This is a genomic window from Mesorhizobium sp. J8 (assembly GCF_016591715.1).
Lineage (GTDB): Bacteria > Pseudomonadota > Alphaproteobacteria > Rhizobiales > Rhizobiaceae > Mesorhizobium.
Map to the genome: position 1 here is coordinate 6,452,437 of NZ_AP024109.1, position 20,655 is coordinate 6,473,091.

General features: G+C 65.8%; 20 protein-coding genes. 16 read left to right on the top strand and 4 right to left on the bottom strand.

Annotation, left to right across the window (positions count from 1 at the left end; translation table 11 throughout):
• The first annotated feature begins 100 nt into the window (after positions 1 to 100).
• The 3 genes from MJ8_RS30865 (at position 101) to MJ8_RS30875 (ending at position 2,326) form a co-directional block, all read left to right on the top strand.
• Positions 101 to 928: a helix-turn-helix transcriptional regulator gene (locus MJ8_RS30865; protein WP_201412304.1), complete on the top strand. Its 828-nt coding sequence runs from the start codon at positions 101 to 103 to the stop codon at positions 926 to 928.
• A 149-nt stretch (positions 929 to 1,077) separates the two neighbouring features.
• Positions 1,078 to 1,233, top strand: coding sequence for a hypothetical protein (locus MJ8_RS30870; protein WP_095816548.1), 156 nt, complete (start codon positions 1,078 to 1,080; stop codon positions 1,231 to 1,233).
• A gap of 154 nt (positions 1,234 to 1,387) precedes the next feature.
• A complete protein-coding gene (locus tag MJ8_RS30875) occupies positions 1,388 to 2,326 on the top strand; it encodes an LLM class flavin-dependent oxidoreductase (RefSeq protein WP_201412305.1) in 939 nt (312 codons plus the stop codon).
• Between the two features lie 2 nt (positions 2,327 to 2,328).
• Here MJ8_RS30875 and MJ8_RS30880 read toward each other — a convergent pair whose 3' ends face one another.
• Both MJ8_RS30880 and MJ8_RS30885 read right to left on the bottom strand, forming a co-directional pair.
• Positions 2,329 to 3,243, bottom strand: coding sequence for a sigma-70 family RNA polymerase sigma factor (locus tag MJ8_RS30880; protein WP_201412306.1), 915 nt, complete (start codon positions 3,241 to 3,243; stop codon positions 2,329 to 2,331).
• A gap of 112 nt (positions 3,244 to 3,355) precedes the next feature.
• Complete coding sequence (locus tag MJ8_RS30885; RefSeq protein WP_201412307.1) at positions 3,356 to 3,670, bottom strand: putative quinol monooxygenase; 315 nt, start codon at positions 3,668 to 3,670, stop codon at positions 3,356 to 3,358.
• A 265-nt stretch (positions 3,671 to 3,935) separates the two neighbouring features.
• On the opposite strand from MJ8_RS30885, the gene MJ8_RS30890 reads away from it, so the two are divergent.
• Positions 3,936 to 4,130: a hypothetical protein gene (locus MJ8_RS30890; RefSeq protein WP_201412308.1), complete on the top strand. Its 195-nt coding sequence runs from the start codon at positions 3,936 to 3,938 to the stop codon at positions 4,128 to 4,130.
• Here the strand turns inward: MJ8_RS30890 and MJ8_RS30895 are convergent.
• Positions 4,090 to 4,764, bottom strand: coding sequence for a cysteine hydrolase family protein (locus MJ8_RS30895; RefSeq protein WP_201412309.1), 675 nt, complete (start codon positions 4,762 to 4,764; stop codon positions 4,090 to 4,092). The two genes, MJ8_RS30890 and MJ8_RS30895, sit on opposite strands and share 41 nt — an antisense overlap.
• A gap of 284 nt (positions 4,765 to 5,048) precedes the next feature.
• On the opposite strand from MJ8_RS30895, the gene exbB reads away from it, so the two are divergent.
• The 11 genes from exbB to MJ8_RS30950 all read left to right on the top strand — a co-directional run bounded on the left by exbB (position 5,049) and on the right by MJ8_RS30950 (position 17,130).
• The gene (gene exbB, locus MJ8_RS30900) at positions 5,049 to 6,026 is read left to right on the top strand and encodes a tonB-system energizer ExbB (RefSeq protein ID WP_201412310.1); all 978 of its coding nucleotides are present in this window, start codon (positions 5,049 to 5,051) and stop codon (positions 6,024 to 6,026) included.
• A 5-nt stretch (positions 6,027 to 6,031) separates the two neighbouring features.
• On the top strand, positions 6,032 to 6,532 hold the full coding sequence (gene exbD, locus MJ8_RS30905; RefSeq protein ID WP_201412311.1) for a TonB system transport protein ExbD: 501 nt from the start codon (positions 6,032 to 6,034) through the stop codon (positions 6,530 to 6,532).
• A complete protein-coding gene (locus tag MJ8_RS30910; RefSeq protein ID WP_201412312.1) occupies positions 6,529 to 7,518 on the top strand; it encodes a TonB family protein in 990 nt (329 codons plus the stop codon). Before exbD ends, MJ8_RS30910 begins: the two co-directional genes overlap by 4 nt.
• Before the next feature lie 161 nt (positions 7,519 to 7,679).
• The gene (locus tag MJ8_RS30915; protein ID WP_201412313.1) at positions 7,680 to 8,774 is read left to right on the top strand and encodes a transporter substrate-binding protein; all 1,095 of its coding nucleotides are present in this window, start codon (positions 7,680 to 7,682) and stop codon (positions 8,772 to 8,774) included.
• On the top strand, positions 8,771 to 9,373 hold the full coding sequence (locus MJ8_RS30920) for an ANTAR domain-containing response regulator (protein WP_201412314.1): 603 nt from the start codon (positions 8,771 to 8,773) through the stop codon (positions 9,371 to 9,373). The genes MJ8_RS30915 and MJ8_RS30920 overlap by 4 nt, the downstream gene beginning before the upstream one ends.
• Complete coding sequence (locus MJ8_RS30925; RefSeq protein ID WP_201412315.1) at positions 9,351 to 10,256, top strand: ABC transporter permease; 906 nt, start codon at positions 9,351 to 9,353, stop codon at positions 10,254 to 10,256. The genes MJ8_RS30920 and MJ8_RS30925 overlap by 23 nt, the downstream gene beginning before the upstream one ends.
• Before the next feature lie 13 nt (positions 10,257 to 10,269).
• The gene (locus tag MJ8_RS30930; protein WP_201412316.1) at positions 10,270 to 11,190 is read left to right on the top strand and encodes an ABC transporter permease; all 921 of its coding nucleotides are present in this window, start codon (positions 10,270 to 10,272) and stop codon (positions 11,188 to 11,190) included.
• A 50-nt stretch (positions 11,191 to 11,240) separates the two neighbouring features.
• Positions 11,241 to 12,884, top strand: coding sequence for an ABC transporter substrate-binding protein (locus MJ8_RS30935; protein ID WP_201412317.1), 1,644 nt, complete (start codon positions 11,241 to 11,243; stop codon positions 12,882 to 12,884).
• On the top strand, positions 12,874 to 13,818 hold the full coding sequence (locus tag MJ8_RS30940; protein ID WP_201412318.1) for an acetamidase/formamidase family protein: 945 nt from the start codon (positions 12,874 to 12,876) through the stop codon (positions 13,816 to 13,818). The genes MJ8_RS30935 and MJ8_RS30940 overlap by 11 nt, the downstream gene beginning before the upstream one ends.
• Positions 13,815 to 15,635, top strand: coding sequence for an ABC transporter ATP-binding protein (locus MJ8_RS30945; protein ID WP_201412319.1), 1,821 nt, complete (start codon positions 13,815 to 13,817; stop codon positions 15,633 to 15,635). The genes MJ8_RS30940 and MJ8_RS30945 overlap by 4 nt, the downstream gene beginning before the upstream one ends.
• A gap of 100 nt (positions 15,636 to 15,735) precedes the next feature.
• Positions 15,736 to 17,130, top strand: coding sequence for a multicopper oxidase family protein (locus MJ8_RS30950; protein WP_201412320.1), 1,395 nt, complete (start codon positions 15,736 to 15,738; stop codon positions 17,128 to 17,130).
• Between the two features lie 19 nt (positions 17,131 to 17,149).
• Here the strand turns inward: MJ8_RS30950 and MJ8_RS30955 are convergent, their stop codons facing one another.
• On the bottom strand, positions 17,150 to 17,398 hold the full coding sequence (locus tag MJ8_RS30955) for a hypothetical protein (RefSeq protein WP_201412321.1): 249 nt from the start codon (positions 17,396 to 17,398) through the stop codon (positions 17,150 to 17,152).
• A gap of 269 nt (positions 17,399 to 17,667) precedes the next feature.
• Between MJ8_RS30955 and MJ8_RS30960 the strand changes: the two genes are divergently transcribed.
• Complete coding sequence (locus tag MJ8_RS30960) at positions 17,668 to 20,649, top strand: AsmA family protein (protein ID WP_263649715.1); 2,982 nt, start codon at positions 17,668 to 17,670, stop codon at positions 20,647 to 20,649.
• Positions 20,650 to 20,655: the final 6 nt, after the last annotated feature.

A 20,655-nucleotide genomic window follows, 5' to 3' on the forward strand; every position in this document is an offset into this window, starting at 1 on the left:
CGGGCGATAGTTCAAGAGCGCTTTGTCGGCGTATATATCCCCAAGGGGATATGTCATAGGCACGGGGCCGGCCGCAGAATGCCGGACCAGAGGCAGGAGAATGGAGAGGCAGGATTCATCGCCGCTGGCGGGGTGGCACAAGGCGCTGCCGTCTCTGGTCGGGCTGATCGGCAAACAGGGCTTCGCCGAACGGCTGGATGCCGCGCTGCGCAGCGTGGTGCCGTTCGATCTCTCCTGTATCTTCGCCTATCCGGGCCGCGACCGGCCGCTCTATCTGCATGACGGCCTGGGGGCGGTCTCGTCCAGCCAGATCATGGCCAACTATCTCAACGGCACCTATCTGCTGGACGCCGTCTACTCGGCTTGCCTGCGCCGCGCGCCCGAAGGCCTGCACCGCCTGAGCGCGCTGGCGCCGGACGCTTTCTTCGAGGGCGAATATTACAATTCGCCCGATGTGCATCCATGCATTTCGATGGAATCCGGCACTCTGGCTGAAGAGATCGTCTATCTCGTTCCGGTGCTGGGCAACTTCTACATCGCCTATTCGCTGCTGCGCGCCAGCGCCAGCCAATCGTTCTCCGAGGCTGACTTCAACCTGCTCCTCGAGACCGCGCCGATGGTGACTATGCTGGCGCGACGCCATTGGGAGCATCTGGCGCCCGTGGAAGTTGCCGTCGAACCTAAACCGAACGGCCAAGACGTTGAACTGGCCTTCGAGACGTTCGCCCCGTCGAAGCTGACCCGCCGCGAGCAGGGCATCGTCAGCCTCATCCTGCGCGGTCACTCGTCGATGTCGATCGCAAAGATCCTGGAAATCGCGGAAGGAACGGTGAAGATCCACCGTAAGCACATCTACGCCAAGCTCGACATTTCCAGCCAGACCGAGCTGTTCAACCTGTTTATCAAGCATCTGCTGGCGGATCGCTGAGGTCGGGCACTCTTTTCCCTGGCGCACTTCCTCGAAAAGTGAATCTACAATCCTGCGCGTTATGAGAACAACTTTCTAGGGAGAGCGGGAAAATAGCAATCGACAAAGTCTATTAACTTTATAGATTAAGCGCTGAGACGGAGGCCGATATGTCCTATATCCAGAACGCTCAGACCGCCCGCAAGGGGCAGAGGCTGACAGCCGACCAGAGCTGGAGGCCCGCCTATGGCGGCACCTTCGCCTATCTCGTCTTCGCGCTCGCCTTCGTGTTCACCGGCGCGGTGGTGCTGGGGCTGATCCCCTGATCCAAGGCGGGCCGAGACCCGCTGTCAAACAATCTGAGTTGAGTAACCGGAGTGGAAAACTGGCCGGGCGCCGGGGCGTCGTTGCGCGTCCGCGTCTTGGATTTGTTCAAAAGGCTTTGGAGCGGGGCAAGCCGACGTGATGGAGGAGATGGCAATGCCGATCGAGTTCACGCATGTTCCAGGCAAGCCTGCCAATGGCAGCTTCTTCTACGATTTCGCCGAAACGGCGACCAAATTGTCGCTGATCGAGGACGCGGGCTTCCGCAAGCTGGTGGTGGACGATCCGGCCGGCCTGCTCACCAATATGGACATCGCCGCGCAGACGCTCGACCGCACCGGCTCGCTCGAAGTCGTGCTGACGCATTGGGCCGGCGTGATCGAGCCGACGGTGGCTGCAAGGCAACTCGCGGCGCTCGACCGTCGCGGCGGCGGCCGCCTGTCGCTTCGCATGCTGAGCCAGCCGCTGGAAGACAGCGATGCCGAGGCGCGGCCGGTCGGCCACGGCGTCGTGTGGCAGCGCATCGACGAATATCTCGTGCTGTTGAAACGCCTGTGGTCGAACGACACGCCCTTCGACCATGAAGGCGCCTTCTACAGTGTCCGGGGCGGCTTCGTGCCGCGCAAGGGCCCGCATGGCGCCAATCTCGTCATCCGGCTCGGCGGCCAATCCGGCACCGCGCTGAAGGTCGCCGGCAAGCATGCCGACGTCTTCGAGCTGGCCGCCGGCTCGCCCGACGAGGTGCGGCAATTGATGGAGCGTGCGCGCGGCGCCGCGGCGGAACATGGCCGCGGCGGCAGGCTTCGCTTCGCGCTGCCGGTCCGCATCCACCCGGACGGTTGGACGGACGCCCCGGATCACAAGGCGGTCGAGATCGCCGGGCCGCCGGCGCGGCTGGCTTTGGCGCTTTTGCCCTATGCCGCGCTCGGCATCGAGGAGTTCATGATCGGAGGCATCGACCGCCCGGGCGAGATTGCCCGCATCGGGCGCGAAACCATCACGCTGCTTGCGAATTCGCTGGCGCGCCGCGAGGCGGAGGTTCCGCAACCGGGAGCGTTTGCCTCATCCCCCTTTGCGGAACACCGTATAGTTTGAAGTCACGGCGTGCCGGAGTACTCCAGGCCGTCCATCACGTAATCCGCGAACAGGAAGTCGCGGATGCCGGCGATCCGGCCGTTCTCCCAATCGATGAGGATGAAATAGCGCGGTGGCCCGTCCGGGCGTTCCGGGCTGGTGACCAGGATGGCCGGCCGGCCTTCGACAAGTCCGGTCGTGAAATGCCAATGCGTTTCGTCGGCATAGCGGCCGAAATAATTGCCGACATACTCCTTGCCGTCGGCGCGCAGGCGGTTGACCAGCTCCAGTTTGACGTCCTCGGCCAGCAGCCCGCGCAGGGTATCGAAGTCCCTGGCGTTGAAGGCGGCGACATAGTCGCCTAGGCGCCGCATGTCCTGCCGGTCGAGCGCCGGGCGGGGCGATGCCACGCGCGGCGCGGCCGCCAGCTTGCGCAGGTTCTCGCGCCCGCGCTGCAGGGCGCCCTTGATCGCCGTGTCGGAAGTTTCGAGGATTTCGCCGATCTCCTCCAGGCTGTTCCCGAGCACATCCTTCAGCACGACCGCGCATCGTTGCGCCGGCGGCAATTGCATCAGCTCGGCAAGGCTCGCCTCGGCGGCGATACGAGCATCCAGCGCCGAACTCTCGTCGGCGATCGTGTCGAGCTCGACCTCGCTTTCGCGGCCCCGCAAGCGGGCTCGCTTGCGCAGGAAATCGAGGGCCGCATTATGCGCGATGCGGAACAACCAGGGCTCGGTCTTGTCGGGCATGTCGCCATTCCTGATCGCCACGAAGCCTTTGGCCAAGGCCTCCTGCACGATGTCTTCGCCGTCGATGACCGATCCGACCATGCGCGACGCGTAGCGGTGCAGCTTGGCTCTCAGCGAAGCGGCCTCGCGCTCGAAGGCGCGAAGCCTGGCTTCGGTCGTTGCAACGGACTGATCCTGCGAACCGGCCACGCGACCTCCTCAAGCATGTCTCCCGAAAGTGGGAACCGGTTTCGGGACAAAGACATGCGCAGAATCAAGAACCTAAAGCGCAGGGAGCGAATCTGAAAGGTCGCGACGCGCTTTAGTCTTCGATTCCGCCCGTATGCGAATAGATCGTTTGACCCATCATGCTTTCGCCAGCGGCGAGCTCGACGATGCTCTTCATGTAATCGGCGAAGCGGGGATCGGCGCGGAAGGCCGCGATGTCGTCGGCCGAACGCCATTGCGAGATGTTGGCGACCTTGCTGCCGTCGCCGCCGACGACCACGGATGACGACAGCGAGCCCGGCTGCTTGCTGAAGAAGTTCCGCGTGCCTTCGGCGAGCGTCCTGGCGAGTTCCTGCTGCTTGCCTGGCTTGGCGGTGAAGACGTTGATCAAGGTCACTGCGGTCGACATGGCTTGGCTCCGTTTGTCCTGATGGCGGAGGCCGTCGCGGCTCTCCCACCTGTTACGACCCTCAAGACGAAGCCGGAACCGAAAACGGAACGGTAGGGCGAAAATTTTTGGTGAGCAATGAATTTGGCCCGGCCGGGAGGCTGCCGCGGACATTTCGAGCGCCGGTCGGGAAAAAATTTATGCTCACCGTTCCGAAACGCATCGATCCTTCGTCTTGGCGAGTGCCGAGGTTTGCAAACGTCGGCCTCAGCCAAGGGAGAAGCAAATGTCGATCCTGTCATCCATCGGCCGCATCGCGGCCGGATACGCTGCGACCCGTGCCCGCTACCGGGCAGCACGGACGCTTTATCTGCTGCCGCTCGACATCCGCAAGGACATCGGCTGGCCGGAGCTCGGCGATCCGGGTGACGCCGATATCTTTAGCGCGCCGCGCTCGCGAGCAGCCGCAATGCAGCGATGACGGCTTCCGAATCCGCCAACGCGCCGAAGACGCCGTCCTCGACCGTCACCATATGCAGCGCGGCTTCATGTGCATATTGGTCGCCGCTGGCGCAGGCGTCCGAAATCGTCAGGCACTGGAAGTTGCGGTCGCAGGCCTCGCGCAATGTGGTGTGCACGCACACATCCGTCGTGCAGCCGGTGAACAGGAGGTGCGTTATGTCCCGCGCGCGCAAAACGAGTTCCAGGTCTGTATAGGTGAAGGCGCTGTTGCAGGTCTTGTCGATGACGATGTCCTGCGGCGCCACGTCGACGTCGGCGGAGATCTGGAAGCCGGGGCCGGAACGCAGCAGGACATCGGTGCCGTCGAGGCCGGCCCGCCTGCGGCGCCATTTTTCATAAGGCGTCATGTCGGCCATGTCGGCGCGGTAGCCCTGCCTGGTGTGGATGATGGTGAGCTCGGCGGTGCGCGCAGCGCCAATCAGCCGGTTGACCGCCGGCAGGATGGCTCGCAGCGGCGAAGGATCGTAGCCTTTTCTGGCGAAGTAGCCGGTCGGCGACAGGAAATCCTCCTGCAGGTCGATCACCAGCAGCGCCGTGTGCTGCGGTTCCAGCCTCCCGTCATAGGGAAAGTCGAAGGGTGTCGCCTTGATCATCGGTCGCCTGCTTTCGAGCAATTCCAGGAAGGTGCATAGCGGTTTTTCGTCCGGATTGCGTGCAAAACTGGAACTTGGTTGCTGCATCGTGCCCGGCAACCGACCTGCGGTCCAGCCCGCGGCATATCAGGCGGACATCGGCGCATCGTAAATTGTTGAGCCGCATAGTCATCTTTATAGTTGACTCGTAATGTCATGTTTCATAGTCAACCGGAATGGCCGCTTGGCGTCTGCACGGCGTGCACGCAGGCCACCGCATTGCGATGATGAAGCGAGGACGAGCCTTGTCCTGGAACGGTCTTTTCGCGGCGCTGGCCGCGTCTCTCATTCTTTCCACCGGCATCGCCAGGGCGCAGGAACAGCCGCCGGTTCAAGCGCCGGCGCAGCGGCCGGCGGCACCCGCCGTGCAGGCCCCGGCCGAACAGTCCCCGCGAGCAACGGCCGCCCCGGCCCCGCGCGCAACGGCCGCGCAGGCGCCCGCCGCCGCGCCGGCGGATCCGGCCATCCAGCCAGCTGCGAGCGGCGCCGCCGGCCAAGAGCCTTCCATCTCGCTGGCGCTGCCGCATGACCTGTCGCCCTGGGGCATGTTCATGAATGCCGACATCGTGGTGAAGGCGGTCATGGTCGGGCTGGCCTTCGCTTCCCTGGTCACCTGGACGATCTGGCTCGCCAAGTCGCTGGAGGTCTTGGGCGGCAAGCTGAGGGCCCGTCGCGCCGCCGATGCGATCGGCAATGCTGCGACGCTGATGCAGGCCGGCCGGGAGCTTGGCCACAGCGGCGGTCCGGGCGCCCTTCTGGTGCGGGCGGCGGAAGAAGAGCGGGCGCTATCGGCCGGCGCGCTCGACCATGCCTCCGGCGACGGACTGAAGGAGCGCGTCGCCTCCCGGCTTTCGCGCATCGAGGCGGCGGCGGCCCGGCGCATGTCGCGCGGCACCGGCCTGCTCGCCACCATCGGCTCGACGGCGCCCTTCGTCGGCTTGTTCGGCACCGTGTGGGGCATCATGAATGCCTTCATCGGCATCTCGCAGGCGCAGACCACCAATCTCGCCGTGGTGGCGCCCGGCATCGCCGAGGCGCTGCTTGCGACCGCGATGGGCCTTGTGGCGGCCATCCCAGCTGTCGTCATCTACAATGTCTTCGCGCGTTCGATAGCCGGCTACAGGCAGATCCTTGCCGACGCCTCCGCCGGCGTCGAGCGGCTGGTCAGCCGCGACCTCGACTTCCGCACGGTGCCGCCGGCAACGGCGATGGCGGCGGAGTAGCGGCGATGGCGGCGCGCCTTCGCGAGACCTCCGGCGACGATCTCGAGGAAAGCCACGACATCAACGTCACGCCGTTCATCGATGTCATCCTGGTGCTTCTGATCATCTTCATGGTCGCGGCACCCCTCGCGACCGTCGACGTCAATGTCGACCTGCCCGGATCGACGGCGACGCCGGCGCCGCGGCCGGAGACGCCTTTGTTCCTGACCCTGAAAAGCGACCTCACGCTGGCGATCGGCAATGACAGCGTGCCGCGCCCGGCCTTTGCCGGAGTGCTCGACAGCCGCACCAGGGGCGACAAGCAGACGCGCATCTTCCTGCGCGCCGACAAGACGGTCGGCTATGGCGACCTGATGGAAGTCATGAACCTTTTGCGCCACGCCGGCTATCTCAAGGTCGCGCTGGTCGGCCTCGAAACCGCTGGCGGTGCCGGGCAGGCCACGCCCGGAACGCCTGCGGCCGGCGCCAACCCTTCCCCGGCGCCGGGTGGGAACCCGGCGCCATGACGGTCGCCGCTCTCTCCCGCATTTCCCGGCCGCGCTTCGGCGCCCGTGAGGCCGGCCTGTGGACGAGCGCGGCCGCGATCATCCTGGCCGCGCATGTGGCGGTCGCCTTCGCGGTGCAGAATTTGAGTTTCGCCGACATGCCCGATGGCGGTCCGCCACCGGCGCTGGCAGTCGAGATGGCGCCGCTGGCCGTCGCGCCCGCCACGCCGGAAGAGACGGCGCTGCTGGACACGCTGACACCGGAGCCGCCCGATGCGGCGGGCACGGAGAAGCCCGTCGAGATGAAACCGGTGACCGATCCCGCACCGACGGTGGAACAGGGCGAGCCCATAACCGAACAGCCATCCGATGCCGACGACACGCAACAGGCTGAGCAGGCCGCGCCGGCGGAACAGGCCGTTGCGGCGCTGAGCGAGCAGCAGCCTCTGGATGAGGTCGTGCCCGACCCGGTCGAGGCGATCGCGCCGGACGTGGTCATCCCGCTGCCGCAGCCGAAACCCGTGGAAGCCGAGGTGAAGGCGAAAAAGCCGGCCGAACCCGGGAAGAAGGCCGAGAAGAAGCCGGTCGAAAAGCCGAAGGAACGGGTGAAGAAGGAAAAGGCGCCCCCGCCCAGGGCGACGACCACTGCCAGCATCGACGCCAAGGCGGCGGCGAAGACGGCGGCGCCACTATCCTCGAACGCGGCGCCGCGCTTGAGCGTCAGCCCGTCGCGCTGGAATTCCAGCCTTGCGGCATGGATCAGGCGGCACACCCGCTATCCGACCGCGGCGCGCTCCAGGCGAGCCGAGGGCACGCCGAGCGTGACCTTCACGGTCGACACCTCCGGCAGGGTGGTCTCAGCGCGGCTGGCGCGATCCTCCGGCGACTCGGACCTCGACCGCGCGGCGCTCGCCGCCCTGCAGGGCGCCTCGGTGCCTGCGCCGCCGGCGGAACTCGGCGCGCGCGTCACCCGCACCGCGCCCTTCGTCTTCAGTCTGCGCAATTAGACGTCCCAGCATGCCGTCCAACTTTCAGGCTTGACTGGTGGACGGTACGGAATAGGGTAGCGCGCGAAAATACCGGCTTTGGTCGCCGGGCGGCAAGAACGCCTCGTATGCCTCGCCCATCCGGCGCTGGCTGCGGGGCTTTTTCATTTTTGGGGCCTCGCTTGAAGCGACGTATCGAGATCGGCATCCTCTATTCCCGGTCGGGCAGCTACCAGCTCGTCTCGGATGCCTGCCGCACCGGTGCGATGCGGGCGATCGCCGACATCAATGCCGATCGCGCGCAGACGATCGAGCTCGTTCCGGTCGAGCGCGATCCGCAAAGCAACGCCGACCGCTACGCGACGCTCTGCGAGGACATATTCCGCGCCAGCGGCGCCCGCCATGTCGTCGGCTGCATCACCTCCTGGAGCCGCAAGGAGACGATACCCGTGCTGGAGAAGGCGGGCGGCATGCTCTGGTACGCCTGCCCGTATGAAGGCTTCGAGGCCAACGAGCATGTCGTCTACATGCACGCCTGCCCAAACCAGCATCTGGTGCCGCTGATGGCGCATGTCGCGCCGCGCTTCGGCGCCGACGGTTTCCTGCTCGGCTCTAACTACATATGGGGCTGGGAGATGAACCGCGTCGCGCGCGACCTGATCGCCGACGCCGGCGGCAAGGTGCTCGGCGAACGCTACCTCCGCATCGGCGAGACCGATGTTTCGCGCCTGATCGAGGAAATCCGCGTCACGCGGCCGAACTTCATCCTGAACAACCTGATCGGCACCTCGTCCTACGCGTTCCTCGCCGCCTATCGCGAGCTGGGCCGCGAGGATGCCGCCTTCAGGCCCGACGCCTGCCCGGTGGTCTCGTGCAATCTCACCGAGGCCGAACTGCCGGCGATCGGCGAAACGGGCAAGGGCCATCTGTCGGCCGGGCCTTATTTCGCGCCGCGTCCGGCCGCCTTCGCCTCGTCTTTCGAGGCCTCCGCCTATGCCTCGGTGCAGGTGATGGCGGACGTGCTTGCCGGGAACCCAGACGCCGGCCCGGCGGAATTCGCGAAAGCCTTCGCCGAACGCCGCTTCGCGACGCGGCTGGGACCGATCGCCATCGACCCGAACACCCAGCATGCGACGCTGCCGGTCATCATCGGGCGCATTGCCGACGGCTTTTTCGAGGTGGTGAGCCGCGAGGAAGAGGTGGCGCCCGATCCCTATCTTTCGCGTTACGATCCGGCCAAGGCCTTCGGCCGTCCGCGGCTCCGGGTGGTGTCGTGAGCCGCGCCGCGCGCATCCCCAATCTCGGTGGCGCCAAGGCCTTCGTGCTGCATCGTCCGCACACGACGGTGCAGGCGATCACCAGGCAATTGTCGGCGATCGGCCTCGATGCGGCCGAGTGCTGGCCGCATCTGCCGACGGAGGCGCTGGCGGCGGATTTCGTCTTCTTCGACGCCGATCTCGGCTTCGACGAGCAGTTCCCGTGGAAGCCCGGCGAGGCGCCGATGCCGCTGGTGGCGCTGATCGGCTCGGAAGCGCCGGGCCGCATCGAGTGGGCGCTGTCGCACAATGCCGACGCGCAATTGCTGAAACCGGTGGGCACCGCCGGCGTCTACAGCGCGCTGCTCATCGCCCGGCAAAGCTTCGAGGCGCGAAAGCGGCTTGCCGGCGAGATCGCGTCGCTGCGCCAGCGGGTCGGCGAGCGCCAGACCATCGTGCGCGCGGTCGCCGCCCTGTCCAAAGGCTGCGACGACGACCGCGCCTACGCACAGCTCAGGTCGCTGGCGATGAGCTGGCAGATCAGCGTCGAGGAAGCGGCGCGGCGCATCGTGGCGATGACCGAGGCGGAGGGCGGCGATGACCAATCCCATCGCGCCTGACCTTCCGGCCGGCGGGATGCCGGTAAAGCCCCGCGCCGGCGTCTTGCGCAGGCTGGTCAAGCGGCCGCTGGCGCTGCTCGGGCTCCTCATCGTCGCCATCGTCGTCGCCGGCGCCATCCTCGCCCCATGGCTGACCGGCTACGATCCCAACGAGCAGATGTTCGACGGCCTGACGCTCGAAGGCTCGCCATTGCCGCCGAATGCCAAGTTCTGGCTGGGCACCGACCTGCTCGGCCGCGACCTGTTGACCCGCATCCTGTTCGGCGCCCGCACCTCGCTGATCATCGGCATCGTCGCCAATGGCGTGGCGCTTCTGATTGGTACGCTGGTCGGGGTCACGGCCGGTTATTTCCGCGGCTGGATCGGCAGCGCGCTGATGCGCTTCACCGACCTGATGATGGCCTTCCCGGCGCTGCTTTTGGCCATCTGCCTGGCGGCAGTGTTCGAGCCGAGCCTCTGGATCGTCGCCATGGTCATCGCGCTGGTCAACTGGGTGCAGACCGCGCGCGTCATCTACACCGAAACCTCCTCGCTCTCCGAGCGCGAATTCATCGATGCCGAGCGCACGATCGGCGCCAGCGCCCCGCGCATCCTGTTGCGCCACATCCTGCCGCATCTTCTGCCGACTATCATCGTCTGGGGCACGCTCGGCATCTCGACCACGGTGCTGCTCGAAGCCACGCTCAGCTATCTCGGCATCGGCGTGCAGCCGCCGACCGCCTCCTGGGGCAACATCATCTTCGAGAACCAGACCTATTTCCAGGCCGCGCCCTGGCTGGTGTTCTTCCCCGGCGCCGCGATCCTGGCGCTGGCGCTGGCCTTCAACCTGATCGGCGACGCACTGCGCGACATCCTCGACCCGACGCAAAGAGGGCGGGAATGATGGGAGGCCGCTTATGATCGCCTATCTCGGCCGCCGGCTCATCCAGTCGCTGCTCATCCTGCTCGGCGTCTCGCTGATCACCTTCGCGCTGCTCTATCTTTTGCCGGCCGATCCGGTACGCCAGATCGCCGGGCGCAGCGCCACGCCCGAAACGGTGGAGAACATCCGCCGTCAGCTCGGCCTCGACCAGCCCTTCATCGTCCAGTACTGGCATTATCTCGCAAGGCTGCTCGGCGGCGATCTCGGCCGCTCCTACATCCAGCGCTCGGAAGTCACCGAACTGATCGTCTCGCGGCTGCCGGCGAGCCTGCTTCTGATGGTCGGCGCCATCCTGTGCGAGCTGGCGATCGGCCTCACCATGGGGCTCGTCGCCGCAGTCAGGCGTGGAAGTGCGACCGACCAGACCCTGATGGTCGCCTCCTTCGTTGGCGTCTCGGCGCCGCAATTCGTCGTCGGCCTGCTCCTGCTCTACGTCTTCGCTGTCAGGCTCGGCTGGTTCCCGATCGGCGGCTACGGCACTTGGCGCCACCTCGTGCTGCCTTCGCTGACCATGGGCATCCTCGGCGCCGGGTGGTACGCGCGCATGATGCGCTCGTCGATGATCGACGTGCTGCGCCAGGACTACATGCGCACCGCCCGCGCCAAGGGCCTGGCGCGCGGCGCCATCCTGTTCCGCCACGCGCTGCCCAACGCCATCCTGCCGGTCGTCGCCATGATCGGCATCGACATCGGCGTCTTTATGGGCGGCATCGTGGTGGTCGAAAGCGTGTTCGGCTGGCCCGGCATCGGCCAGCTCGCCTGGCAGGCCATCCAGCGCGTCGACATCCCCATCATCATGGGCGTTACCCTGGTCTCGGCCTTCGCCATCGTGCTCGGCAACCTGCTGGCCGACGTCATCGCGCCCTTCATCGACCCCAGAATTAAACTGAGATGAGCATCAAACTGAGATGACATGAAAAACAACCGGAGAAAGGGAACACCGACATGAGACGATTTCTGGCATCCACAGTGGCCGCGTCGGCGCTTGCGCTGATGCTCGGCATGGCCGGCGCGCGCGCCGACGACGCCGTCGACCCGAACATCAAACAGGGCGGCGCCATCACCATCACCTACAAGGACGACGTCGCCACGCTCGATCCGGCGATCGGCTACGACTGGCAGAACTGGTCGATGATCAAGAGCCTGTTCGACGGGCTGATGGACTATGAGCCCGGCACCACCAAGCTCAAGCCAGACCTCGCCGAGAGCTACGAGATCTCGCCGGACGGCAAGACCTTCACCTTCAAGCTGCGCCACGGCGTCAAGTTCCACAACGGCCGCGAGATGACCGCCGACGACGTCAAATATTCGCTCGACCGCGTCACCAATCCGAAGACGCAGAGCCCGGGCGCCGGCTTCTTCGGCTCGATCAAGGGCTATGACGAAGTCGCCGCCGGCAAGGCCGACAGCCTCTCCGGCGTCACCGTGGTCGACCCCTACACGATCAAGTTCGAGCTGACCCGGCCGGACGCCACCTTCCTGCATGTCATGGCGATCAACTTCTCGCATGTCGTGCCGAAGGAGGAGGTCGAGAAATACGGCGCCGATTTCGGCAAGCACCCGGTCGGCACCGGCGCCTTCAAGCTCGCCGAATGGACGCTCGGCCAGCGCATCGTCTTCGAGCGCAATCCCGACTACTGGCACAAGGGCCTGCCGCATCTCGACAAGATCACCTTCGAGATCGGCCAGGAGCCGATCGTGGCGCTGCTGCGCCTGCAGAAGGGCGAGATCGACGTGCCCGGCGACGGCATCCCGCCCGCCAAGTTCCAGGAGGTGATGAACGACCCGGAACAGAAGGCGCGCGTCGTGGTGGGCGGCCAACTGCACACCGGCTACATCACCATGAACACCACCATGGCGCCCTTCGACAACGTCAAGGTGCGCCAGGCCGTCAACATGGCGATCAACAAGGACCGTATCGTCCAGATGATCAACAACCGCGCGGTGCCGGCCAACCAGCCGTTGCCGCCCTCGATGCCCGGCTACGACAAGGCCTTCAAGGGCTACGCCTATGACGTCGCCAAGGCCAAGGCGCTGCTGGCCGAGGCTGGCCATCCCGACGGCTTCGAGACGCAGCTCTTCGCCATGAACACCGACCCCAATCCGCGCATCGCCCAGGCGATCCAGCAGGACCTGGCGGCAATCGGCATCAAGGCCAGCATCCAGTCGCTCGCCCAGGCCAACGTGATCGCCGCCGGCGGCGACAAGGCCGGCGCGCCGATGATCTGGTCGGGCGGCATGGCCTGGATCGCCGACTTCCCGGATCCGTCCAACTTCTACGGCCCGATCCTCGGCTGCGCCGGCGCGGTTCCGGGCGGCTGGAACTGGTCGTGGTATTGCAACAAGGACCTCGACGCCAAGGCGGCCGAGGCGGACTCCGTCGTGGATCCGGCCAAATCGGAGGAGCGGGAAAAGATGTGGAGCGCGATCTACGACAAGATCATGGAGGACGCGCCCTGGGCGCCGGTCTTCAACGAGCAGCGTTTCACGCTGAAATCAGGCCGCATGGGCGGCGCCGACAATCTCTATGTCGACCCGGTCCATATCCCGATCAACTACGACAATGTGTATGTGAAAGATGTGCAGTAACTGCGACTACACCATCCACGGGCGCCATCACCATTTCGGCTGGGACAATTCCTTCGCCCCGGCCGAGCGGGTGGCGCCCGGCTCGACGATCGAGTTTCAGTGCCTGGATTCGTCCGGCGGTCAGCTCAAGGCGGACAGCACGGTCGCCGACATCGCCAAGCTCGATTTCGGCCAGATCAACCCTGTAACCGGGCCGATCTTCGTCGAGGGCGCCGAGCCCGGCGATGCGCTGAAGGTGACGATCGAGATGTTCAAACCGTCCGGCTTCGGCTGGACGGCGAACATTCCGGGCTTCGGCCTGCTCGCCGACGACTTCAAGGAACCGGCGCTCGCCATCTGGAAATATGACGCCGCCTCGCTCGAGCCCGCTCTGTTCGGCACACATAGCCGCGTGCCGCTGAAGCCTTTCGCCGGCACGATCGGCAACGCTCCGGGCGAGAAGGGCCATCATTCGGTGGTGCCGCCGCGGCGCGTCGGCGGCAATCTCGACATTCGCGACCTCGCCGCCGGCACCACGCTCTATCTTCCGGTGGAAGTGGCGGGCGCGCTGTTCTCGGTCGGCGACACCCATGCCGCACAGGGCGACGGCGAAGTGTGCGGCACCGCCATCGAAAGCCCGATGGACGTGGTTTTGAAACTCGACCTGGTCAAGGACGCGCGGCTGAAGACGCCGCGTTTCACCACGCCCGGCCCGGTGACGCGCCACCTCGACGCCAAGGGCTACGAGGTGACGACCGGGATCGGGCCAGACCTGATGGCGGGTGCCAAAGAGGCCGTCGCCCAAATGGTCGACCTGCTGTCCGCCCGTTACAAGCTCGACCCGGTCGACGCCTATATGCTGGTCTCCGTCTGCGGCGATCTCCGGATCAGCGAGATCGTCGACATGCCGAACTGGGTCGTGTCGTTCTACTTCCCGCGCTGCGTGTTCGAATGAGCGCAGGCGTGGTCGACGAACGCGCTGATGCCGCCGCAAGGACGGCCGCGGGGCCGGTGCTCGAAATCACCGGCCTCTGCGTCGGCGTGCGCGGCGAGGACGGCGAGCGCGAGGTGGTGTCCGGCCTGTCGCTGTCGCTCAACCGCGGCGAGACGCTGTGCATCGCCGGCGAGTCCGGCTCCGGCAAGTCGATGACGGCGCTGGCGATCATGCGGCTCCTGCCGCAGCCGGCCGGCCGCATTGCCGCGGGCACGATCCGGCTCTTCGACAGGGATCGCGGCGCCATCGAGCTGACCGCCCTCGACGAACGGCGCATGCGCGATATTCGCGGCGACCGCATCACCATGATCTTCCAGGAGCCGATGACCTCGCTCAATCCGGTGCTGTCGATCGGCCGGCAGCTCACCGAATCGATCGAGGCGCATACCGGTCTCTCACACGCCGAGGCGCAACGGCGCGCCGTCGAGGCGCTGAAAGCGGTTCGCATCTCCGAAGCCGAAAGCCGGCTGAAGCAGTTTCCGCACGAATTGTCGGGCGGCATGCGCCAGCGGGTGATGATCGCCATGGCGCTGGCGCTCGAGCCCGACGTGCTGATCGCCGACGAGCCGACGACCGCGCTCGACGTCACCGTGCAGGGCGAGGTTCTGGAGCTGCTGCGCGACCTGCAGCGCCAGCACGGCACCAGCGTCATCCTGATCACCCACGACATGGGCGTCGTCGCCGAAATGGCCGATCGCGTCATCGTCATGCGCAATGGCCGCATGGTCGAAGAGGGCGCCACCGCCGATATTTTCGCCAGGCCGCGGGCGGCCTACACGCAAGAGCTCCTCGCGGCGGTCCCGCGCATCGGCTCGGGCACCGGGCGGCGCGACACGGGCGATGCCGCCGGCGCGACCGGTCAGGACAAGGTGGCGGTGGTGAACGACCTCCATGTCCGCTTCGACCTGCGCGGCGGCTTCTTCGGCCGTGTCAACCGGCGGGTGCATGCCGTCGAGGGCGTCTCCTTCTCGATCGCGCCGGCCGAGACGCTGGCGCTGGTCGGCGAATCCGGCTGCGGCAAGTCCACCACCGCCAAGGCGCTCGCCGGCCTCGTGCCCTATACGGGCGGCGTGACGATCGGCGGCCGCGAACTCTCCGGGCTTGCCGGCGAGGCGCGCAAGGCGGTGCGGCGCGACGTGCAGATGGTGTTCCAGGATCCTTACGCTTCGCTCGACCCGCGCATGCGCGTCGGCGATCTGGTGGCCGAGCCGTTGCTGATCCATGGCATCGGCTCAAGGCAGGAGCGCCGGGAACGCGTAGCCGCCTTGTTCGAGCGGGTCGGCCTGTCGCCGCAGCAGATGGAACTCTATCCGCATGAATTCTCGGGCGGCCAGCGCCAGCGCATCTGCATCGCCCGCGCGCTGGCGCTCAGGCCGAAGCTGATCATCGCCGACGAGAGCGTCTCGGCGCTCGATGTCTCGGTGCAGGCGCGCGTACTCGATCTCCTGAAGGAATTGCAGCGCGAGTTCGGCGTCGCCTATCTCTTCATTTCGCATGACATGGCGGTGGTCGAGAACATCTCAGACCGCGTCGCCGTCATGTATCTCGGCCAGATCGTCGAGATCGGCAGCCGCGACCAGGTCTTTTCCAATCCGCGCCATCCCTACACGCGCCGGCTCATCGAGGCGGTGCCGGTTCCCGATCCGTCCCGGCGCCGCGCACGCTTTGCCCGTCTCGACCGCGAAATTCCAAGCGCGACCCGGCGGATCGGCGAAACCGTGCCGAAACTGCTGCTCAAGGATTTCGGCGGCGGACACCTCGCCGCGATCTCGGATTGACAGGCATCCGCAGCGGCGATCTGCCCTTTTCGTGAACTGCTTCGCGAATTGCGCGAATGGTGGTAAAGCTGACGCAGCAACTCACCTATTTAGGATTCGAATGTCGGCCCTCACACGCCGCAAGTTCCTGCAAGGCGCCGCGGCCGCAGGCGCGGCCGGCATCGGCCTCTCCTGCGCCGGTAAATTTGCCGGCTGGGCGGCACCGAAGCCCGAATCGCTGATTCTGAAGACCGCAAGCGTTCAGGCGCAACTGATGGAGGGCGCGCCGACCAAGAACGTGCTGACCTATGGTGACGCAGGTCCGCCGCCGGTCGTCAGGATGAGGAAGGGCGAGCCGTTTGCCGCGCGGCTGATCAACGGCATCGATGACCCGACGACCATCCACTGGCATGGCGTCCGCGTACCCAACAAGATGGACGGCGTGCCGTTCATGGTGCAGCCCTATGTCTATCAGGGCGACCATTTCGACTATGCCTTCACGCCGCCCGACGCCGGCACCTTCTGGTACCATCCGCATTGCAACACGCTGATCCAGATTGGTCACGGCCTGACCGGCGTGATCGTGGTCGAGAACCCGCACGATCCGGTCTTCGACGTCGAGATGGTCGTCAACCTGCGCGACTGGCGGCTCGGCGATGACGGCCAGTTCATCGAGCCGTTCAGGCCGCGCGACGCGGCCAGGGCCGGTACCTTCGGCACCGTGCGCACCGCCAATTGGCTCGACCAGCCGCAGTTAGACGCGCCGGCCGGCGGGCTGGTGCGGCTGCGCGCCGCCATCACCGACGTCACCCGCATCTATGCCTTCCGCGTCGACGGCGCCGAGGCGACGGTCATCGCGCTCGACGGCAATCCGGTGCCGCAGCGGTTTGCACCGGACGCCTTGCAGCTGGGACCGGGCCAGCGGCTGGAGCTTGCCATCCGCATGCCGGACGAGGAGGGCGCGATCGTCGGCCTGCGCGATGTCCGGGGCACCAAGCCGAAAATCCTCGCGACGCTGCGCTCGGTCGGCAAATCGCTCAAGCACGATCTGCGCGATCTCGGTCCGCTTGAAGCCAATCCGGTGGCCGAGCTCGACATCGCCAGCGCCAGGCACATTCCGCTGGCGCTCAGCGCGACGGCGGAAAACGTCGCCACCGACAGCATTTGCGGCTCGCTCGGCTACAGTTTCTGGGCGATCAACAAGGTTCCGTGGCCGGGCGACACGCCGGACCCGACGGCGCCGCTCGCCGAACTGAAGCTCGGCCAGAGCTACATCATCGACATGGAGAACCTGACCCCGCACGCGCACCCCATCCATTTGCACGGCATGAGCTTCAAGGTGCTGTCGTCATCGACCAGGGCTGTGCAGCCGCTTATCTCCGACACCTATCTGATCCAGCCCGACGAGAAGGTGCAGCTCGGCTTCGTCGCCGACAATCCCGGCGACTGGCTGCTGCATTGCCACATCATCGAGCATCAGAAGACCGGCATGACGAGCTATCTTCGGGTGGCGTGAGCGCACGGCCCCGCCGGTGTCAGCGTCCTTCGGGGTGAATGGCGCCGGGCTCCTTTTCGGAGGCGTCGGGCAAAGCATGCAGGGCCCGGTCTCTGCTTGATTCGGGCGGCGGGACATCCATCAGGTTTCTGACCTTGGCATTGTTGTGAGCCTGGATCACCGCGCGACCGAAATGAAGTAAAATCCCGAGCACTGACATTGGCACGTCCTCCATGGATTGCTGATATGTCGGTGGCGGGCGCCTGACGGTGCCCTTGGTCTGTTTCACGGGAATGGCTTGGAAAACAGCTGATCGTTTCCAAACCCATGGGTTTGGAAACATTTTCGCGCAAATAGCTTTAATCGCGATGGCCCTCCGCGAAAGTGCCGAGAGGCTCCGGGGAGCAGCCCGAAATTCGTCCGGCGCGAGGCCCATGTTTCGGCAGGATTCAGTCGGGCGCCGGAAGCATGTATGTTTGACGATACTGATTCTTCCGATCGTTTTGGCTGGTCGATGTGAGAAAAATCGTCGCTGCACTCACCGTAGCCGTCGTTCTTGTGGTCGGGCTGCTTTTCCTTCTGCCCGCGCTTGTTTCAACCGATCGGGTTCGTGCCGAACTGAGCCGGCAACTGTCATCCGCGACCGGAATGACGATTCGGCTGGACGGGCCTGTCCGGCTGTCGCTGCTGCCCAGGCTGGCGGTGGTCGCGGACGATATCTCGCTCTCGACCGGCACGGGCGACATCGCGATATCCGCGCCACGGTTCTCGACGTCGATAACGCTATCGTCGCTGTGGTCGAAAAAGCTCGAGATCCAGTCCGTCGCGCTGGCGGATCCGACAATCGCGTTGAAGGCTTCGGCGAACGAGGAGCCAGCTCCGGAACCGAAGGATGTCCAGGCCGATCCGTTCGCGGCGGCTGTCGATATGCTCGAGCGGCTGGCGATCAACCAAGTGACGATAACGAACGGCACCCTTACCTCGGGCGGGTCGACCGGCGGTGCCAAGGTGACGGCGATCGACGCCGATCTGAGGGTTCCGGACCTCGACCGGGAGACCTCGTTCTCGGTAGCCGGCACCAGCGGCGGCCGTCGGGTTGAAATGAGCGGCAGCCTTTCCGCCTTGAGGCCCGTCCTGAAGCGGCAGCCGACCCAGATCGCCATCAAGGCGCGGCTGGACCCGGCGCCGGTTCCGAAGTTCTCTTCCTTGCAGGCGAGCGGCGAGATCCAGCTCAACGGCAACGGCAGTTATCAGATCAAGGGCGGAAAGTTCGATATAGGCGACCAGAGCTTCCAGATGGACGCGCTCTTTCAGCCCGGCACGCGGTACCGCTTCTTCGCCGACCTGGCGGCGAAGCGCGTCGATGTCGACGCCTTGAGCGATATGGGAAAGGGCGGCTCCAGCGCAGGCGAGACTTCGGCCGGCTCCGGCGAGCCCGACCTTGCCATCCTGTCCGCCTTCGACGCGGACATCAGCGTTGCGATCGATGAACTGGTCGGCGGCAAGATACGGGCTTCCGACGTGCAGCTCGCCGCAACGCTGCATGACGGGCATCTCGAGGCAAAGCTGGAGCACTTCGGCCTCGATGCGGGAAATCTCACCGCGACAGCCTCGACGACCGTCGGTGAGGCACCACCGACCATACGGGGCAATATTGCCAGTTCGGGGCTGGACGTCGGCTCGTTGGCGAAGCTTGCCGGACAATCCGTGCCGTTGTCCGGCAAGCTGACCGCCGATATGGGGTTCGCGTTTCGCGGGCTTACCGCCGAGCGCATACGCGGCAGCGCCAATCTGCAGGGAACGGTCAGGATACGGGAGGGCAAGCTTACGCTTGCAGCACTTGCCGAGAACCGGACGGCCGACGACATCACCGGGCTCACTCTTGACGCGAAGGTTCGCGATATCGGCAAGCCGGTCGATGTGACGGGTAAGCTTGCCTGGCGGGGACAGGCCGTGACGTTCAAGTCCCAGCTCGCGCCCGCATCCTTTCTGGCCGGCGGCTCCGTTGCGGATGCGTCCGGGCCGGTCAGCCTTTCGGTCTCCTCCAAATACCTCGAAGGCAGCATAAGCGGCTCTTTCGGGGTTGGCGGCACGTTCAAGGGCCAGGTCTCGGCCACCTCGCCCTCGGTCGACAGACTGATGCAATGGTTGGGGCAGGGCGCTGCCCGCAGCCTGCAGGATTTTGCCTTCAAGGGCGATGTCGACGCCGGTCCGAAGCAATTCTCCTTCCAGAAGGCCACCATTGCCTTGAACGGCGTCAAGGCGTCCGGGCAAGGCTCGGTGAAACTGGGACAGCCCCTCACCATCCGGACGTCGCTCAATTTCGCGAAGCTTGACGTTGCAGCGCTTGCCGGCAGCGGCGGAGCCTCCGCCGGCGGCACGCAGAAGCCGGGCGCGGCAACCGACGCACCGATCGATCTCTCCTTCCTCAAAGGAATTGACGCTAAGGTGGACATCAAGGCCGACAAGCTCGGCTATGGAAAAGTCTTTGCCGGGCCGGTGGCGACCATCCTGACGGTGGCGGATGGGAAGGCTCACCTGAACGTGCCGCAAAGCCCCTTCTATGGCGGCACGATTGCCGCGGAGATGACGGCAGACGGCTCCGGCGATGCCGCGTCCTTGGACCTGAACACGGCGATCGCCGGCGCGGCCGCGGCGCCCCTGCTCCGTGACGCGGCGGATTTCGACCGAATCGAAGGCACGCTCAATGCGACGGTCGCGGTTTCCGGCGCGGGAAAGACCACGAAATCGCTTGCCCGATCCCTCGGCGGCAAGGCGGCGGCGAAATTCAGCGACGGCGCCTTCCGCGGCATCGACATAGCGGAGGTCTACAACAATTTGGTCGGGCTGCTCGCCGGTGGCTTCAAGCAGGATCAGACCAAGAAGACGACGTTCACCGAGCTCGGCGCCTCGTTCGCGATCGAGAACGGCATCGCGCAGACGACGGATATCAGCCTGCTGGGCCCGCTGGTGCGAATGGACGGCTCGGGCAGGATAGACCTCGCCGACCAGACGCTCGACATCCGCCTCAACCCCCGCGTCGTCGCCTCGCTAGCCGGTCAGGGAGGCGACCTCGCCGTGAACGGCATCGGGGTGCCGGTCGTGGTCCAAGGCCCGCTGTTCGCGCCCCGGGCCTATCCGGACCTGAGCGCATTGGCCAAGGACCCGCAGGGCGCGCTGGACATGTTGAGCAGACTTGGGCTGCCAACCGGAAAACTCAAACTCGACAAGCTGATCCCGGGCCAAACCGGCTCGAACGGATCCGGCAAGGGCGCGGCGGATCTGATCGGCGACCTTCTGGGCAAAGCCGCGCCAAAGCCCAAAGCCCCGCCTCCCGCTCCGGAACCTGCCGTGGCGCCGGACAACGCCAATACCGAAGACGCGACACCGCCAAGTTCGAACGCCGGTGGCGAGGCGGAAGCGGAGGCCGCGGCACCGGCGGCCGAACCCGCCCCGATCGACCCGCAGGCTGCCGCCGATTCTCCCGAAGCGCCGAAGAAAGGCGAAATAGACACGCTTCTCGACCAGCTGGCGAACTAATTCCCA

What these genes read in the sequence shown, in the direction of transcription:
- exbD (WP_201412311.1), top strand. Translation starts at nt 6,032, where the DNA reads ATGGCGGCGCGCCTTCGCGAGACCTCCGGCGACGATCTCGAGGAAAGC.
- MJ8_RS30930 (WP_201412316.1), top strand. Translation starts at nt 10,270, where the DNA reads ATGATCGCCTATCTCGGCCGCCGGCTCATCCAGTCGCTGCTCATCCTG.
- MJ8_RS30865 (WP_201412304.1), top strand. Translation starts at nt 101, where the DNA reads ATGGAGAGGCAGGATTCATCGCCGCTGGCGGGGTGGCACAAGGCGCTG.
- MJ8_RS30910 (WP_201412312.1), top strand. Translation starts at nt 6,529, where the DNA reads ATGACGGTCGCCGCTCTCTCCCGCATTTCCCGGCCGCGCTTCGGCGCC.
- MJ8_RS30870 (WP_095816548.1), top strand. Translation starts at nt 1,078, where the DNA reads ATGTCCTATATCCAGAACGCTCAGACCGCCCGCAAGGGGCAGAGGCTG.
- MJ8_RS30875 (WP_201412305.1), top strand. Translation starts at nt 1,388, where the DNA reads ATGCCGATCGAGTTCACGCATGTTCCAGGCAAGCCTGCCAATGGCAGC.
- MJ8_RS30925 (WP_201412315.1), top strand. Translation starts at nt 9,351, where the DNA reads ATGACCAATCCCATCGCGCCTGACCTTCCGGCCGGCGGGATGCCGGTA.
- MJ8_RS30885 (WP_201412307.1), bottom strand. Translation starts at nt 3,670, where the DNA reads ATGTCGACCGCAGTGACCTTGATCAACGTCTTCACCGCCAAGCCAGGC.
- MJ8_RS30890 (WP_201412308.1), top strand. Translation starts at nt 3,936, where the DNA reads ATGTCGATCCTGTCATCCATCGGCCGCATCGCGGCCGGATACGCTGCG.
- MJ8_RS30940 (WP_201412318.1), top strand. Translation starts at nt 12,874, where the DNA reads ATGTGCAGTAACTGCGACTACACCATCCACGGGCGCCATCACCATTTC.
- MJ8_RS30895 (WP_201412309.1), bottom strand. Translation starts at nt 4,764, where the DNA reads ATGATCAAGGCGACACCCTTCGACTTTCCCTATGACGGGAGGCTGGAA.
- MJ8_RS30935 (WP_201412317.1), top strand. Translation starts at nt 11,241, where the DNA reads ATGAGACGATTTCTGGCATCCACAGTGGCCGCGTCGGCGCTTGCGCTG.
- MJ8_RS30945 (WP_201412319.1), top strand. Translation starts at nt 13,815, where the DNA reads ATGAGCGCAGGCGTGGTCGACGAACGCGCTGATGCCGCCGCAAGGACG.
- MJ8_RS30950 (WP_201412320.1), top strand. Translation starts at nt 15,736, where the DNA reads ATGTCGGCCCTCACACGCCGCAAGTTCCTGCAAGGCGCCGCGGCCGCA.